This is a genomic window from Sphingobium sp. AntQ-1, from assembly GCF_028538045.1.
GTDB classification, from domain to species: Bacteria; Pseudomonadota; Alphaproteobacteria; order Sphingomonadales; family Sphingomonadaceae; genus Sphingobium; species Sphingobium cupriresistens.
Genome location: NZ_CP117158.1, coordinates 2332600 through 2348279, shown reverse-complemented (window position 1 = coordinate 2348279; position 15680 = coordinate 2332600). Strand labels below are relative to the sequence as shown.

The 15680-nt window shown below is 66.5% G+C and carries 13 protein-coding genes; 8 read left to right on the top strand and 5 right to left on the bottom strand.

Annotated elements, in window-relative coordinates; translation table 11 throughout:
• The first annotated feature begins 99 nt into the window (after positions 1–99).
• From sphantq_RS11760 to sphantq_RS11750, 3 genes are read left to right on the top strand one after another with little or no spacing between them, the layout of a single operon-like run.
• The gene (locus tag sphantq_RS11760) at positions 100–474 is read left to right on the top strand and encodes a PilZ domain-containing protein (protein ID WP_066599637.1); all 375 of its coding nucleotides are present in this window, start codon (positions 100–102) and stop codon (positions 472–474) included.
• A gap of 54 nt (positions 475–528) precedes the next feature.
• Positions 529–3297, top strand: a complete 2769-nt coding sequence (locus tag sphantq_RS11755; RefSeq protein WP_129925694.1) for an ATP-dependent DNA helicase — start codon at positions 529–531, stop codon at positions 3295–3297.
• Positions 3294–3836, top strand: a complete 543-nt coding sequence (locus sphantq_RS11750) for a SixA phosphatase family protein (RefSeq protein ID WP_066599633.1) — start codon at positions 3294–3296, stop codon at positions 3834–3836. The genes sphantq_RS11755 and sphantq_RS11750 overlap by 4 nt, the downstream gene beginning before the upstream one ends.
• A 5-nt stretch (positions 3837–3841) precedes the next feature.
• Here sphantq_RS11750 and sphantq_RS11745 read toward each other — a convergent pair whose 3' ends face one another.
• On the bottom strand, positions 3842–4243 hold the full coding sequence (locus tag sphantq_RS11745) for a membrane protease subunit (protein WP_224547841.1): 402 nt from the start codon (positions 4241–4243) through the stop codon (positions 3842–3844).
• 11 nt (positions 4244–4254) lie between these two features.
• Positions 4255–5208, bottom strand: coding sequence for a prolyl aminopeptidase (gene pip / locus sphantq_RS11740; RefSeq protein ID WP_272798573.1), 954 nt, complete (start codon positions 5206–5208; stop codon positions 4255–4257).
• A 92-nt stretch (positions 5209–5300) separates the two neighbouring features.
• On the opposite strand from pip, the gene sphantq_RS11735 reads away from it, so the two are divergent.
• The 3 genes from sphantq_RS11735 to sphantq_RS11725 all read left to right on the top strand — a co-directional run bounded on the left by sphantq_RS11735 (position 5301) and on the right by sphantq_RS11725 (position 9419).
• Positions 5301–5969 carry a 2OG-Fe(II) oxygenase gene (locus tag sphantq_RS11735; protein WP_272798572.1) on the top strand — a complete coding sequence of 223 codons (669 nt, stop codon included), beginning with the start codon at positions 5301–5303 and terminating at the stop codon, positions 5967–5969.
• 181 nt (positions 5970–6150) lie between these two features.
• Complete coding sequence (locus sphantq_RS11730; protein WP_272800222.1) at positions 6151–8913, top strand: TonB-dependent receptor; 2763 nt, start codon at positions 6151–6153, stop codon at positions 8911–8913.
• A gap of 77 nt (positions 8914–8990) precedes the next feature.
• On the top strand, positions 8991–9419 hold the full coding sequence (locus tag sphantq_RS11725; protein ID WP_066599614.1) for a response regulator: 429 nt from the start codon (positions 8991–8993) through the stop codon (positions 9417–9419).
• A 104-nt stretch (positions 9420–9523) separates the two neighbouring features.
• On the opposite strand, the gene sphantq_RS11720 is transcribed toward sphantq_RS11725, so the two are convergent.
• The 3 genes from sphantq_RS11720 to dnaN form a co-directional block, all read right to left on the bottom strand.
• Positions 9524–9724 (bottom strand): hypothetical protein, encoded by a 201-nt coding sequence (locus sphantq_RS11720; RefSeq protein WP_066599610.1) that lies wholly within the window; start codon positions 9722–9724, stop codon positions 9524–9526.
• A gap of 113 nt (positions 9725–9837) precedes the next feature.
• Positions 9838–12450, bottom strand: a complete 2613-nt coding sequence (locus tag sphantq_RS11715) for an EAL domain-containing protein (protein WP_272798571.1) — start codon at positions 12448–12450, stop codon at positions 9838–9840.
• Positions 12451–12548: 98 nt separating this feature from the next.
• Complete coding sequence (gene dnaN / locus sphantq_RS11710) at positions 12549–13661, bottom strand: DNA polymerase III subunit beta (protein WP_066599604.1); 1113 nt, start codon at positions 13659–13661, stop codon at positions 12549–12551.
• 172 nt (positions 13662–13833) lie between these two features.
• On the opposite strand from dnaN, the gene sphantq_RS11705 reads away from it, so the two are divergent.
• A complete protein-coding gene (locus sphantq_RS11705) occupies positions 13834–14334 on the top strand; it encodes a hypothetical protein (protein ID WP_066604819.1) in 501 nt (166 codons plus the stop codon).
• 46 nt (positions 14335–14380) lie between these two features.
• Positions 14381–15643 carry a 23S rRNA (adenine(2503)-C(2))-methyltransferase RlmN gene (gene rlmN / locus sphantq_RS11700; protein WP_129925685.1) on the top strand — a complete coding sequence of 421 codons (1263 nt, stop codon included), beginning with the start codon at positions 14381–14383 and terminating at the stop codon, positions 15641–15643.
• The last annotated feature ends 37 nt before the right edge of the window (positions 15644–15680 follow it).

Below are 15680 nucleotides of genomic sequence, written 5' to 3'. Positions count from 1 at the left end.
AGAAAACGGATATTGGCGGCAAATCCACGTTAAGAATCGTTCTCAATTTAAGATTTCATTAACCTTGCGGGTCGATAATTGACGAGATTTGGAGGCGATATGCAGATACAGCGCAGCCGCGAACGCATTGCCGTGGACATTCCCATCGTCGTCACGACGGTGCTGGACAGTCTGGAAGGCATGATCGTCGATCTGAGCGAAGGCGGGGCGCAAGTCGTGGGCTGCACCTTGCCGGCGCGCTCGCAATGTCAACTCGATCTGGATGGCTTCATCGTCTTCGGCACGGTCCGCTGGGCCGAGGAGGACCGGATGGGCATTCGCTTCCCCTATGAGCTGAGCGATGGCCCGCTTTACGAACGGCTTGAAATGGCCCGCGCCGCCAAGCGCGCGCCGGTCGCCTTCCAGCCGCGTGCCCAGACCGGTTTCGGTTCCGCCAGCCTGGGCGGCGGCGGTTTTGGCCGGCGCACGGGCTGAACCGTCCCATATTTCAGGTTTTCCTTTTGTTCCTGTTCGCCTAAGCCCGGACAGGTGATCGATCCCGCCACCCTGCCCGCGCTCCACGCCAGCCATGGCGGCATCTGGTTGCGCGAAGGCGACCGCACCCAGGCGCTGGCCAAGGGGCAGGCGATCGCGCGCACCGCCGAAACCCCGGTGCTGCTGCTGAACGCGCCCCTCACCGGCCAACGGCTCGGCTATCCCGAACTCAATGGGCTCGACCTGCTCGAACTCTGGGCCTTTCTCCATCCCGCGCGCTTCCTCGTGCCCACGCCCAAGGGGCTGGCCGCGGCGCTCGGCTTGCCCGCGCCGGCCAGCGAGTCGGACATCCCGGCACTGTTGCAGCAGGGGGCGGCGTTGCTGCTGGGCCGACTGGACGCGGCCGACTGGACCGAGCGGGAGGGTGGCTGGACGGCGGCGCAGGCGCTGCATCGACTGCGCTGGCCCTGGTCGCCGCTGGTCGCGCCGCGCATCGCCCGGCCTAGGCAAGCGGAGCGCTGGCTCTTTTCCAAACTGCCCGAATGGGAGGAGGCGCAGCCCCGCCCCGCCCCGCGCACCGTCAGCCTGAACGAGGAGCAGATATTAGCGCGACTGGACGCGCTGACCGGCGCGGGGGCGGAACCGCGCCCCGGCCAGCGCGCCTATGCCGCCGCCGCCAGCACCGCTTTCTTGCCCCGCAAGCATCGCGACCAGCCCAATATGCTGCTGGCCGAAGCGGGCACCGGCATCGGCAAGACATTGGGCTATCTCGCCCCCGCCTCCCTCTGGGCAATGCAAGCGCAGGGCACGGTCTGGGTGTCCACCTATACCAAGGCGCTGCAACGCCAGCTCGACCGCGAATCGCTCCGTCTCTTTCCCGATCCCGCGGTCGCGGCGAAGCGGGTAGTGGTGCGCAAGGGGCGGGAAAATTATCTCTGCCTGCTCAATCTGGAAGATGCGTTGCAGGGCGGCTTTGCCGGTCGCGCGGCGATCCTGGCCCAGTTGGTGGCGCGCTGGGCCGCGTTCAGCAAGGATGGCGACATGGTCGGCGGCGACCTGCCCGGATGGCTGCCCACCTTGTTCCGGCGCAACGGCTCCACGGCCCTCACCGACCGGCGCGGCGAGTGCATCTATGCCGGCTGCCCCCATTATCGCAAATGCTTCATCGAGCGGTCGGCCCGCGCATCGGCCGACGCGGACATCGTCATCGCCAACCATGCGCTGGTGATGATCAACGCCGCGCGCGGCCGCGAAACCGGCCAGCGCCCGCAACGCATCATCTTCGACGAAGGCCATCATCTGTTCGACGCCGCCGATTCGACCTTCTCCGTCGTCCTGTCGGGTCAGGAGGCGATCGAACTGCGCCGCTGGATCATGGGACCGGAGGGCGGATCGCGCGGACGGCGGCGCGGGCTGGCGGCGCGCCTGTCCGACCTCGCCAGCTATGACGAGGAAGGCGGCCAGGCGATTCGCGCGGCGGTGGACGCGGCGCAGGCGCTGCCCGCCGACGACTGGTTGAAGCGGGTGGTGGCGGCCGAGCCGTTCGGACCATTGGAAACGCTGCTCGCCGCGGTGCGCGGCACCGTCTATACCCGCGCGGAAGCGGCGGGCGAGGCGGATGCCGGCTATGGGCTGGAAACCGAACTGGCCGAACCCGACGGCGCGCTGGTCGAGGCGGCACAGGAGGCCGCACTGGCGCTCGACGCGCTGATCAAGCCGCTGGTGCGTCTGTCCCGACGGCTGGAGGCGGTGATCGAGGATGCGCCCGACTGGCTGGACGGCGCGGCGCGCGCGCGGGTCGAGGGCGCGATCGCCTCGCTCGGCTGGCGGCGCGACCTGATCGCGGCCTGGCTGGCGCTGCTCGCGCGCGTTGGGGGGCCGGCCGACCCCGACTATGTCGACTGGATGACGGTGGACCGGGTCGAAGGGCGCGAGTTCGATATCGGCATCCATCGCCACTGGCTCGATCCCACCCGCCCGCTCGCCGAAACCGTGCTGAAGCCCGCACAGGGCGTGCTGTTGACCTCCGCCACGCTCAAGGGCGGCGGTGACTGGTCCAATGCGGAGGAGCGCAGCGGCGCAACGCATCTGCCCTATGGCGCGGAACGGTTCGAGGCGGCCAGCCCGTTCGACTATCCCGGCCGCGCCGAAGTGCTGATCGTCACCGACATCAAGCGCGGCGATATAGCGGCGCTGTCCGGCGCCTATGGCCGGCTGGTCGAGGCGGCGGGCGGCGGGACGCTGGGGCTGTTCACCGCGATCCGGCGGCTGCGCGCGGTCCATGCGCGTATCGCCGACCGGTTGGCGCGCGCGGGCCTGCCCCTCTACGCCCAGCATGTCGACCCGATGGATACCGGTACGCTGGTCGATATCTTCCGCGACGATCCGCGCGCCTCGCTGCTGGGCACAGATGCTTTACGGGACGGCGTTGACGTGCCGGGGCATTCGCTGCGGCTGGTGGTGATGGAGGGCGTGCCCTGGTCCAAGCCCACCGTGCTGCACGCCGCCCGCAGACTGGCGGGCGGCGGCAGCGCCTATGACGACCGGCTGATCCGCGCGCGGCTGGCGCAGGCCTTTGGCCGCCTGATCCGACGGGCCGAGGACAAGGGCCATTTCGTCATCCTGTCCGCCGCCATGCCCAGCCGCTTGCTGAGCGCCTTCCCGCCCGGAACGCCGATCCGCCGCCTGACGCTGGACGAGGCGATCATCGCCGTCAGCGGGGCGTCGCATCGCGAAACGCTTGGCGAAACCGGCCTGTTCGGGCATCAGGGGGGCGAATCCGGCCTGCCCCGATCAGGGACTCCCGAACAGGAGAGACAATGAAGCGCCTGACCCTGTTGCGCCACGCCAAATCGGACTGGGACGATCCGGTGGCGCGCGATTTCGACCGGCCCTTGAATCGCCGCGGCGAAAAGGCCGCGATGTTGATGGGCCAGTTCGCCGCCCAGCGGAAGATGCAGTTCGACCTGCTGGTCGCCTCCCCCGCGGTGCGGGTGATGCAGACGCTGGAAACCTTCTTCGCGGGCTATGGCCAGACGCTCGACGCGCGCTGGGACCGGCGCATCTACCTGGCGTCCGCGCCCACCCTGTTCGACGTCGTGCGCGACCTGCCCGACAGCGCCGACAGCGCGCTGTTGGCCGGGCATAATCCGGGGCTGGAGGAGCTGATCCTCGACCTCGTCCCCGACGACGGCGTCAATCCGCTGCGCGAGGATGTGGAGGTCAAGTTCCCGACCGCCAGCATCGCCGTGCTCGACCTCGCCATCGACCGCTGGGGGCAAGCAGGCGAGAAGTGCGCGACGCTGAGCAGCTTCACCCGCCCCCGCGACCTCGATCCCGCCTTGGGGCCGGGCACGCGCTGAGGCCTTTATGGCGCCGGGCTGGTCCGGGGCGCCAGACGGTTGCTTTCCAGCAGCGGCAGACCGCCTTCGGTTGGCACGTAGATAATATTGGCATCCTTGGCGTCGATAGCCTGAATTTGCAGATAGCGTAGATAGCCGTCGGGTCCGCCGAGGCTGTCCTGCAATATTCGGTTGGCACGCGCTGCCCCCTCCGCTCGCACGACCTCGGCATCCGCCAGCATCTTGGCGCTTTCCAGCCGGGCGCGCGCTTCCAGCACCGCTATCTGGCGCGACGATTGCGCTTCGGCGAGCGCCGCCCGCCCGGCCTGTTCCTGACTGTATACATTATAAGCGGGGCAGCCAGCCAGCAGGCCGAACCCGGTCACGAAGATCAGTATGATGATGCCGACAATGGCCGTTCCGCTCATGGGCTGCCCCCTCATCCCTCTATTATGTCCGCAAAGCCGTCGGTCGCGCGGATCAGCGCGTCCATTATGCCCGGTTCATTATAGGCGTGCCCCGCCCCCTCGATCATTTCGAAGCGCGCCTGCGGCCAGGCGCGATGCAGCGCCCAGGCGGTTTCCGCCGGGCAGGCCATGTCGTAGCGGCCCTGCACGATGACGCCGGGAATGTCCGCCAGCTTGCCCGCGTCGCGGATCAGCTGCCCGTCCTCCAGCCAGCCGCCATGAACAAAATAATGATTTTCGATGCGGGCGAAGGCGAGCGCGAAATCGTCGGCGTCATGGGTCGCCGACAGCGCCGGGTCGGGCAGCAGGCGGATCGTCTCCCCCTCCCACACGCTCCACGCCCGCGCGGCCGCGATCTGCGCCGCCCGGTCCGTGCCGGTCAGCAGGCGGCGATAGGCCGCCACCAGATCGCCCCGTTCCGCCTCCGCTATCGGCGCGACGAACCGCTCCCACTTGTCGGGATAGATGCGGCTCGCGCCCGCCTGATAATACCAGTCGATCTCGCTCTGTCGGATCGTGAAGATGCCGCGCAGCACCAGTTCGGTGACTCGCTCGACATGCGCCTGCGCATAGGCCAGCGCCAGCGTCGATCCCCAACTGCCGCCGAACACCAGCCACCGCTCCACGCCCATCATCACCCGCAGCCGCTCGATATCGGCGACCAGATCCCAGGTCGTGTTGGCGGTCAGATCGGCATGGGGCGTCGATCGGCCGCAGCCGCGCTGGTCGAACAGCAGCACATCGTAGCGCGCCGGGTCGAACAGGCGGCGATGATCGGGCGATATGCCGCCGCCCGGCCCGCCATGCAGGAACACGGCCGGCTTCGCGCCGGGCGTGCCGGCCCGCTCCCAATAGATATGATGGCGGTCGCCCACGTCGAGATGGCCGGAGGCGAAGGGAGCGATCGGGGGATAAAGGGTGCGCATCCCGCCATCCTAGAAAGCCGCAGCGGCGAAGAAAAGCTTTGACCGCAAGCCATGGGATGACGCCCCGCTGCGATAGGCTCATCCTGGCACCCATGGACCTCACAGATTTCGACCGCCATGGCGCCGCGCGCCTGCCTGCGCTCCTCACCCCCGACCAATGCGCCGCGATCGTCGCGCTATGGGACGATCCCGCCGCTTTTCGCAAGGAAGTGGTGATGGCGCGCCATGGCTATGGGCGTGGGCGCTATCGCTATTGCGCCTATCCGCTGCCCGATCCGGTCGCGGCGCTGCGGGACAGCCTCTATCCCGTACTGGCGGCGCAGGCCAATCGCTGGGCGGCGATGCTGGGGACCGGCGACGTCTATCCGGCGCGCCATGCCGATTTCCTGGTCCGCTGCGCGCTGGCCGGGCAGGACAAGCCGACCCCGCTGCTGCTGCGCTACGAGGCAGGCGACTGGAATGCGCTGCACCAGGATGTCTATGGCCCGCATATCTTTCCATTGCAGGTCGCGATCCTTCTGTCGCAGCCGGAGCGCGACTTTACCGGCGGCGCCTTCGTCCTGACCGAGCAGCGGCCGCGGATGCAGTCGCGTCCCGAAGTGGTGCCGCTGGGCCAGGGCGATGCGGTGATCTTCCCGGTGCGCGACCGGCTGGTGACGGGCGCGCGCGGCGTGCATCGGGTGCAGATGCGGCACGGCGTCAGCCGCTTGCTGTCGGGCGTGCGCTATACGCTGGGCATCATCTTCCACGACGCGGCCTGACATTGCAGGGTCAAGACCCCGGCCTCAGCCCACGTTCAGCCGGCCCCATTACATCTTGCGACAAATATCGCTGGTCGTTGCCAATATCTTGCGACAAGCGGCTGCTAGTCCGGGAATCAGGTTCGGTTTTTCTGTGGGGGTTTTCGTGCGTTTTTCCGCTTGCCTATTCAGTGTCGCGCTCATGGCCGGCGTCGCGCCCGGCGCGCTGATGGCCCAGGAGGAGAAGAAGGCCGCACCCCCCGTCGAAATGGACGAGGGCGAAGAAATCGTCGTTACCGGCCAGCCGCAGCGCGGATCGGTGATCGGCGACGTCCAGCCCGAACAGCAATTGTCGGCCGCCGACGTGCGTGCTCTGGGCGTCACCTCCATTTCCGAACTGATCAGCGAATTGTCGCCGCAGACCAACGGATCGCCGGTCATCCTGCTCAATGGCAAGCGCATCTCCAGCTTTTCCGAGATTCAGGACATCCCGTCCGAAGCGGTGGCGCGGGTCGACATCTTGCCCGAACAGGTCGCCCTCTCCTACGGCTATGCGCCGACGCAGAAGGTGGTGAACATCGTCCTGCGCCAGCGCTTCCGCGCCGAAACGGCCGAAGGACGCGCGGGCACGACGACCCAGGGCGGGCGTGAGAATGGCAAGGTGGAGGCCGGGCTGCTGCGCATCCAGGGCGACAATCGCTTCACCCTGAACCTGCAATATAGCCGCGCGGCCGCGCTGCTGGAAAGCGAGCGGGGCATCACCGCCACAGCGCCGGGCCGCCCCTATGCGCTGACGGGCAACATCGTCGGCACGGGCGCGAATGGCGAAATCGATCCCTCGCTGTCCGCGCTGGCGGGGCAGAGCGTCACCGTGGCCAGCGTACCCGGCAGCGCGGCGGCGGGCGCGCCGACGCTCGGCGATTTCGTCGCGGGCGCGAAAGCCGCCAGCGTCAGCGACCTGACCCGCTATCGCACGCTCAGCCCGGAGACGGAGAGTTTTTCCGCCAACGCCACCCTGGCCCGCGCGCTGGGCGGGGTGTCGGCGACGCTGAACGGACGGCTGGAACTGTCGGACAGCGATTCGCTTCAGGGCCTGTCGCAGGGCGCGTTCGATCTGGCGACGGGCAGCCCCTTCTCGCCCTTCGCCAATGACGTTATCCTCTATCGCTATCTGGCGCAGGGCGGCGCGTTGCAGCAGCAGACCAAGGGCACGACCGGCCATATCGGGCTGACCCTGAGCGGGCGGCTGGGCGGGAGCTGGCAATGGTCCTTCACCGGCAATGGCGACCTGTCGATCACCCGCACCCGCACCGATCGCGGCATAGACACCGGCGCGATCCAGACGGCGCTCGATGCCGGCGACGCCAGCGTCAATCCCTATGGCAGCTTCGCCCCCGCGCTGACCGCCACCCGCCTGACCGACCGCGCCCGCGCGGAAAGCCGGGCGGTGCAGGGCGACCTGCTGGTCAGCGGGTCGCTGTTCGACCTGCCGGCGGGCGATGTCATGACATCGATCCGGCTCGGCGCATCGGCCAATGGCTTTGAAAGCCGGTCGGTCCGGTCGGGCGTGGCAAGCGGCAATGACTATAGCCGGGAGATCGGCAGCGGGCAGATCAGCGTCGACCTGCCGCTGACCAGCCGGTCGAAGGGCGTGCTGGGCGCGGTGGGCGACATCGGCGTCAATGTCAACGCCGCGGCGCAACGCTATTCGGACTTAGGCACGCTCTCGACGCTGGGCTATGGCCTGCGCTGGGAACCGGTCAAGGCGGTGCAATTGTTGCTGTCCGCCAATCAGGATCGCGCCGCGCCCACCGGCACGCAGATCACCGATCCGCAGATCGTGACGCCCAACGTGTCGGTGTTCGACTATGCGACCGGGCAGACGGTGTTCGTGTCCCAACTGTCGGGCGGCAACGCCAGCCTGCGCGAAAGCGTGCGCGACCAGTTTCGCCTGAGCGCCCGGATCAAGCCGTTCGAAAAGCCCAATCTGACGCTGACCGCCACTTATCTCAACAGCCGCACCAGCAACCCGATCGCCGCTTTCCCCACGCCCACCCCGGCGCTGGAGGCGGCCTATCCGCAGCGCTTCGTGCGCGACGCCGACGGCAATCTGCTCCAGATCGACGCACGGCCGATCAACTTCCTGTCGTCGCAGAGCGAGCAGTTGCGCTGGGGCTTCGACCTGTCGATCCCGATCAAGTCGCATGTCCAGAAGCTGGTGGAAGCCTGGCGCGCATCGGGCGGCAAGCCGGAGGACCGGCCGCCCGAATTGCAGGCGCTGTTCGGCAACCGCGGCCCGCGCGCACCCGGACAGGAAGGCGGCGGCGACCGGCCGCGCGGTGAGGGCAACAATGCGGGGCCGGGCGGTGGTGGGCGGCCGGGTGGCGGTGGCCCCCGTGGCGGTTTTGGCGGGGGTCGTGGCGGCGGCCAGGGCGGCGGGCGCATGACGTTCAGCCTCTATCATACCTGGCATCTGACCGAGAGCATCGCCATCGCGCCGGGCGTGCCGCAGCTTAACCTGCTGAACGGCGACGCCACCGGATCGTCGGGCGGCCAGCCCCGGCACGAGATAGAGGCGCGGGTCGGCTATATGAACAACGGCATCGGCGCGCGGCTGGGCATCGACTGGGAAAGCGGCACCCATGTCGATGGCGCGCTGACGGGTACGGCGGGCGGCAGTTCGCGGCTGAACTTCGGCAGCCTCGCCACCGCGAACCTGCGCCTCTTCGCCAATCTGGGGCAGGTTCAGGGGCTGGAGCGCAAAATCCCCTTCCTGCGCGGTGCGCGGGTGTCGTTCAACATCGACAATATCTTCAACCAGCGCCGGGAGGTTACCGACGCGACCGGGGCGACGCCGCTGCGTTACCAGCCGGGCTATCTCGACCCGCTGGGCCGGACCGTGTCGATCAGCTTCCGCAAATTGTTCTTCCCCAATTTCGCGGCGGGCAACCGGCCGCGTAGTTAAACCCGCATTAGGGACGTTAAAGGCTGTCGTTCCCCGGCCGTTATGAGGAGGTGTAACGGTTTGGGGAGACGCCTGTGATGAAGCCCGTCAGGATAGTGGTGGTCGACGATTCGCTCACCATCCGCGCAATGATCGAAACGCTGCTGGAGCGCGACCGGCGGATCGAGGTGGTCGGCATCGCCCGCAATGGCGAAGAGGCGATCGACATGATCCGGCTGGAAAAGCCCGATGTCGTGACGCTGGACATCGCCATGCCGGGCAAGGATGGCCTGGCGATATTGGACGAGATCATGGACATGGAGCCATGCCCCGTCATCATGCTCTCCAGCCTGATGCGCGACGGCGCGCCGATCGTCGCCGAAGCGATGGACCGGGGCGCGGCGGCCTGTTTCAACAAGGCGATGATCGTGCGCGAAGCCACCCGCTTCATCGGCCTGATCCGCGATCTGGGTCGTGGGTTGGTCGTGGCGGATACCGCGATGGAGCCGGTGGCGATCGCCGCCTGATCGCGCGCTTCGAACAATGAGCAACGACGAGGGGGAGGCGCATCATCTGCGCCTCCCCTTCGTCATTTCATCATGCCGGACAGGTCCGGCGTGCCGAGGGTGGATCAACGCGATGGTTTGGAACCCGCCAGCGCCATCGCCTGCGCCGATCCGCTCGCCGGTTTGACCGGTGCGTCCTTGCCGGAAATGACATAGGCGCTCAGGGCCGCGACCCCCAAAATCATCGCCATGCCCAAGATGGCAAGATTGCCGACGCCACGACGGCGAGCCGGTGTTTTGAGATTCTGATCATCGAAATTGCGCATCGACCGTCCTCATGCTGACATTGCGTCGAGCATACTCGCTGGACAGTTGCGACGTTCCCGTCGGGCACTGTGACATTTTGTTGCCAAGCGGCGCTGGCATACCGCCGTCACCCTCACCCCGCCATCGACTTGGGCGCATTGCGCAGGGTGCTTATATCGACCGACCCGGCGAACTCCACGCCCATCCGATCATCCTTCGACCAGCGGCTGGTCGCATTGACGAACTGATTTTCGGCCAGTTCGATCGCGAACAACGTGCCTGCGGGCACATTCCACAATCCTTCGATCAGCGCGCCGGTGGCGGAGATGTTGCGAACGCGGCCGGTATAGACATGACCGTCATGATGGATCGCGATGGTGCGCAGCATCGTCTTGCGTTCGGGCCGGCTGGATTGGAAGCCGTTGGCGCTGGCTGCGGTGCCCTTGCGGCGCTGCCCCGCCAGCACATCGGCGGCGGACATCGGCCGGCCGTAGATATAGCCCTGGATATGGCTGCACCCAAGCTGGCGGATCAGCGCCAGTTCGTCCTGCGTTTCCGCGCCCTCGGCCGTGGTGTCCATGCCCAGCGCTTCGGCCAGGCTGACGATCGCCTTGATGATCGCGCTGTTGCGGCTGCCCTTGGTCGCGGCGCCGCGCACGAAGCTCTGGTCGATCTTGATCTTGTCGAACGGCGCCTTCTTCAGATAGCCGAGCGAGGAATAGCCGGTGCCGAAATCGTCCAGCGCCAACCGCACGCCGATCGCCTTCAACCGCGTGAACATCGCGTCGGTGCCGTCGTCGTCGTTCAGGAACACGCTTTCGGTAATCTCCAGCTCCAGCCGTTCGGGCGCCAGTTGCGCGCCCGCCAGCGCGTTCATCACTGTGGACGGGAAGCCGGGATTGGCGAACTGGCTGGGCGAGACGTTGACGGCGACGCGGATGCCGTCCTGCCAATCGGCCGCGTCGCGGCAGGCGGTGTGCATCACCCATTCGCCGATCTGGCCGATCAGCCCGCTATCCTCCGCGATCGGGATGAACAGCGCCGGGGAAATCGGCCCGCGCACCGGATGGTTCCAGCGCAGCAGCGCTTCATAACCGGTAATCTGCTCGGTCTTGGACGACACCACCGGCTGATAGACCAGATGCAGGCCGTCGGCGGCGAGCGCCCGGCGCAGATCCTCCTCCAGCGCGCGGCGATCCTCCGCATCGGCATGCATGTCCGACGAATAGAAGCGATGGACGCCGCGGCCATTGCCCTTGGCCGCATAGAGGGCGAGGTCGGCGTTGCGGATCAGCGCATCGGCGGTGACGCCGTCCTGCGGGCAGCAGCTAATGCCGATAGATACGCCGATGACCACGGCGGTCCCTTCGATCATATAGGGTTGCGAGATCGACGCGATGATCGCTTGCGCCAGCTGGGCCAGCGCTGCCTGATCGTGGCGGCCGGGCAGCAGCAGCTTGAATTCGTCGCCACCCTGACGCCCCACCAGCCCCTTGTCGCCAACCACGCGCTGCAACCGCTGGCCGACCTGCCGCAACAGCGTGTCGCCGGCCGGATGGCCCAGCGTGTCGTTGACGATCTTGAACCGGTCGAGGTCCAGCATCATCAATGCGCATTCGCCCTGTTTGCCGCGGCGGTCGACTACCGCCTGCTCCAGCGAGCTGAGCATCTGGATGCGGTTGGCCAGGCCCGTCAGCGAATCGAACTGGGCCAGGCGCGTCACCTCCGCCTGGCTGCGGCGCATTTCGGTCAGGTCGGTGCCCGACCCGCGAAAGCCGTGAAACTGGCCATATTCGTTGAAAACCGGCTGGCCGGAAATCGACCACCACCGTTCTTCCTTCGCCAGCGCGGCGCACACGGCCAGATCGGAAAAGCCGGTGCGGGCGGACAAATGGAAACCAAGCGTGCGTTCGCCATCGCCCTGCTTCTTGTCGCCGGGGCGAATAATCTCCGTAATCGGCCGGCCGATCAGCCCGTCGCCGGGCGCATCCAGCGTCTGCGCCAGCGCGTCGCTAATATAGGTCAGGCAACCCATGCGGTCGGTTTCCCAGAACCAGCCGCGCCCCGTGCGCTCATGTTCCTGCAACAGCCGGTCGGAACGCTGCGCGCGCAAATCCTGGCTATGCCGGGCGATCGCCTGATCGCGATCCGCGGTCGCCTGCCGCAGCGTCGCGACCAGCATGACGATGACGCAACTGCACAGCAGGCCGATCTGGACGACCCCGGCCTTTTCCGCGACCGACACCAGCAATGCGCCCAGGAAATAGCTGATCCCCAGCAACCGCCGGTCGCCGAAGATACACACCGCCAGCAGCGCCACCGCCAATTCGGGCACCGCCGCCAGGAACAGCGCATCGGTCGCCGCCTTGGCCTCATATCCCAGCCACAGGCTGAAGGTCAGACCCGACAGGAACACAAGTGGGAGCATCATCCAGTTCTGGACATGCGGCATCTGGCGCTGAAACCAGGATCGGCGCGGCGCAAGCATCAGGGCCCCGTCGATCGCCAACATGGAAGCCATCAGGCCGACCTGCACGACGTCGCCGGAGTAGAAGGGCAGATTGAGCAGCGCGATGACGCAGATCTTGGCCAGCAGGATCAGCGGCCATAGTCGCGCGATATGGATGAACGCGCCGGAAATCCAGGACGCCGACACCTCGGTCCCGCTTTCAGACAGGCCGAGCGCGACCATCAGAGTCATCGGGCGGGACGGACTATCGGTAAGGGATGCGCGCAACAGGGCCATGCGCCTGTTGGTAACCCAAACTCCTTGCCAGAGAATTACTTCCGGCCCGTCATGACGATCCATAATCGTGCAGGCCTAAACCTGCACCAAAAGGAAAGTCAGACGCGCATGGGCATCAGCACATAAAGTGCCGGGCTGGCGTCATTTTCACGAATCAGCGTCGGCGCAGCCGCATCGGCCAGATGCAGTTCGACAAGATCGCTATCGATCTGCCCCAATATATCGAGCAGATAGCGCGCGTTAAAGCCGATATCGAAGCCCTCGCCCTGAAAAGCGCCGGGCACTTCCTCGGCCGCGGTGCCATTTTCGGGGCTGGTGACGGACAGGGTGATCTTGTCCTTGTCCAGGCTCATCTTCACCGCGCGGGTCTTTTCGGTGGCGATGGTGGCGACGCGATCGACGCCCTCCTCGAAGCTGCGCGGGTCGATCTTGAGCAGTTTGTCATTTGCGGTAGGGATGACGCGGCTATAGTCGGGGAATGTGCCGTCGATCAGCTTGCTGGTCAGGATCGCGCTGCCCAGGCCGAAGCGGATTTTGCTTGCGGACAAGGCGATGCCGACCGAACCGTCCACCTCGTCGAGCAGCTTGCGCAGTTCGCCGATGCACTTACGCGGGATGATGATGCCGGGCATCCCCTCCGCGCCGTCGGGGCGGGTCACGGTGACGCGGGCCAGGCGGTGGCCGTCGGTCGCCGCGGCCTTCAGCACCGGCTGGTCGTCATCCGTCACATGAAAATAGATGCCGTTCAGATAATAGCGCGTTTCTTCGGTCGAGATGGCGAAGCGCGTCTTATCAATGATCTGCTTGAGCGTCTCGGCCGGCAGTTCGAAGCGGGTCGGCAGGTCGCCCTCCGCGATCACCGGGAAATCGTCGCGTGGCAGGGTGGACAGGTTGAAACGGGCGCGACCAGCCTGGATCAGCATCTTGCCTTCGGCCGCCGCAAGCGACACCTGGCTGCCTTCGGGCAGTTTGCGCGCAATGTCGAACAGGGTGTGGGCCGAAATGGTGGTTGCCCCGGCCTGTTCCACCTGCGCCGACACGCTTTCGACGATCTGCAGATCGAGATCGGTCGCCATCAGCTTGATCGCGCCATCGGCCGACGCCTCGATCAGCACGTTTGACAGGATGGGGATGGTATTGCGCCGCTCGACCACCGACTGGACGTGGCTCAGGCTCTTGAGGAGCGTTGCGCGTTCGATGGTGGCCTTCATGTCCCTGTTCTGTCCGTTTCTTTTTAAGCCGATAGCCGGAGATTCGGTCGAATCCCGGCGACAATGATGGATGCTTCTTCATAACCGCTATGACGGGTTGGGCAAGCACCGCCTTCGCGCTTTTGATCGGGCCGGGGTTGCAAATGGGGACGGCATGGGCTTTGCCCGCATCATGCCTCGCGTCATCGCCCTGCTGATCCTGTCGCTGCTGGCGGCTTCACCGGCCATAGCGCGCGATTCGCTGGGTATTTTCGAGGGTTGGGGCGCTTTTCGCGATCCCGGCGCGGGGCAGAACGGGCCGCGCTGCTATGCCATCGCCCAGCCCGCCGCGCGACGGGGCCAGATGCCCAAGGGGTTCGCCTCGATCGGCACATGGCCGCGCCGGCGGGTGCGCGGGCAACTGCATATCCGCCTCAGCCGGGCGCTGGCGGCCAAGGCGCGGGTGACGCTGACCGTGGGCGAGCGCCGCTTTGCGCTGGTCGCCGGGCAGATGGATGCCTGGGCGCCCGACGCCCGCGGCGACGCGCAGATCGTCGCGGCCATGCGATCGGCCAGCAGCATGAGCGTCGCGGGCGTGGGCGCGGACGGGCGCGGTTTCGCTGACAGCTATGCGCTGCGCGGCGCAGCGACGGCGATGGACGCGGCGGCGCTGGGATGCGCCAGACTGCGCTAGGCGCGCGCCACTTCCAAAATCGGCAAAAATCGGTTAGAGGCGCGCGATGCAATCAGCCGCCAGCCCGCTCATGCCGATTCCCGGCCTTATCGACCCTGTGCCCGTGCCGCGCGCGGTGACGCCGCGTGAAGACGGGCGTATCGACCTGATGGGCCTGTCGCGCCCGCAGATCAAAGCCGTGCTGGAAGAGGCCGGACTGGACGTAAAGGCCGCCAAGCTGCGCTCCAAGCAGCTGTTCCACTGGCTCTATCATCGCGGCACCACCGAATTCGACGCCATGACCGACCTGGCCAAGCCGATGCGCGGCTGGATGGCCGAACGCTTCGTCGTCGGCCGCCCGCAGGTGGTCGAGGCGCAGGTGTCAAGCGACGGCACGCGCAAATGGCTGCTGCGGTCGGACGACGGCCAGGACTATGAAATGGTCTTCATCCCCGATGCGGATCGCGGCACGCTCTGCGTATCCAGCCAGGTCGGCTGCACGCTCAATTGCAGCTTCTGCCACACCGGCACGATGCGGCTGGTGCGCAACCTGACGCCGGGCGAGATCGTCGGCCAGGTCATGCTGGCCCGCGATTCGCTGGGCGAATGGCCCAAGGGCAATATGGCCGTAGCGAACGACGTCGATGAGGACGAGGACGCGCCGCAATATACATCCGACGGGCGGATGCTGACCAACATCGTCATGATGGGCATGGGTGAGCCGCTCTATAATTTCGACCATGTCCGCGATGCGCTCAAGCTCGTCATGGACGGCGATGGCCTGGCCTTGTCGAAGCGGCGCATCACCCTGTCGACGTCGGGCGTGGTGCCGATGATGGCGCGCGCGGCCGAGGAGATTGGCGTCAACCTCGCCGTCTCGCTCCATGGCGTGACCAAGGCGGTGCGCGACGAACTGGTGCCCTTGAACCGCAAATATGGCATCGAGGAACTGCTCCAGGCCTGCGCCGACTATCCCAAGGCGAACAATGCCCGGCGCATCACCTTCGAATATGTGATGATCCGCGACAAGAATGACAGCGATGACGATGCGCGCGAGCTGGTCCGGCTGATCCGCAAATATAAGCTGCCGGCCAAGGTCAATCTGATCCCGTTCAATCCCTGGCCGGGCACCGATTATGAATGTTCGACGCCCGACCGCATCCGCGCGTTCAGTTCCATCGTGTTCGAAGGCGGCATCAGCGCGCCGGTGCGCACCCCGCGCGGCCGCGACATCATGGCCGCGTGCGGCCAGCTCAAATCGGCGAGCGAGAAGAAGAGCAAGGCGGAAATAAAGCGCTTGGCCGAAGAGAAGCAAGCCGCGCTAGGATGATCGCGGGACGATAGAATGCGCCACGGGTGCAGGACAA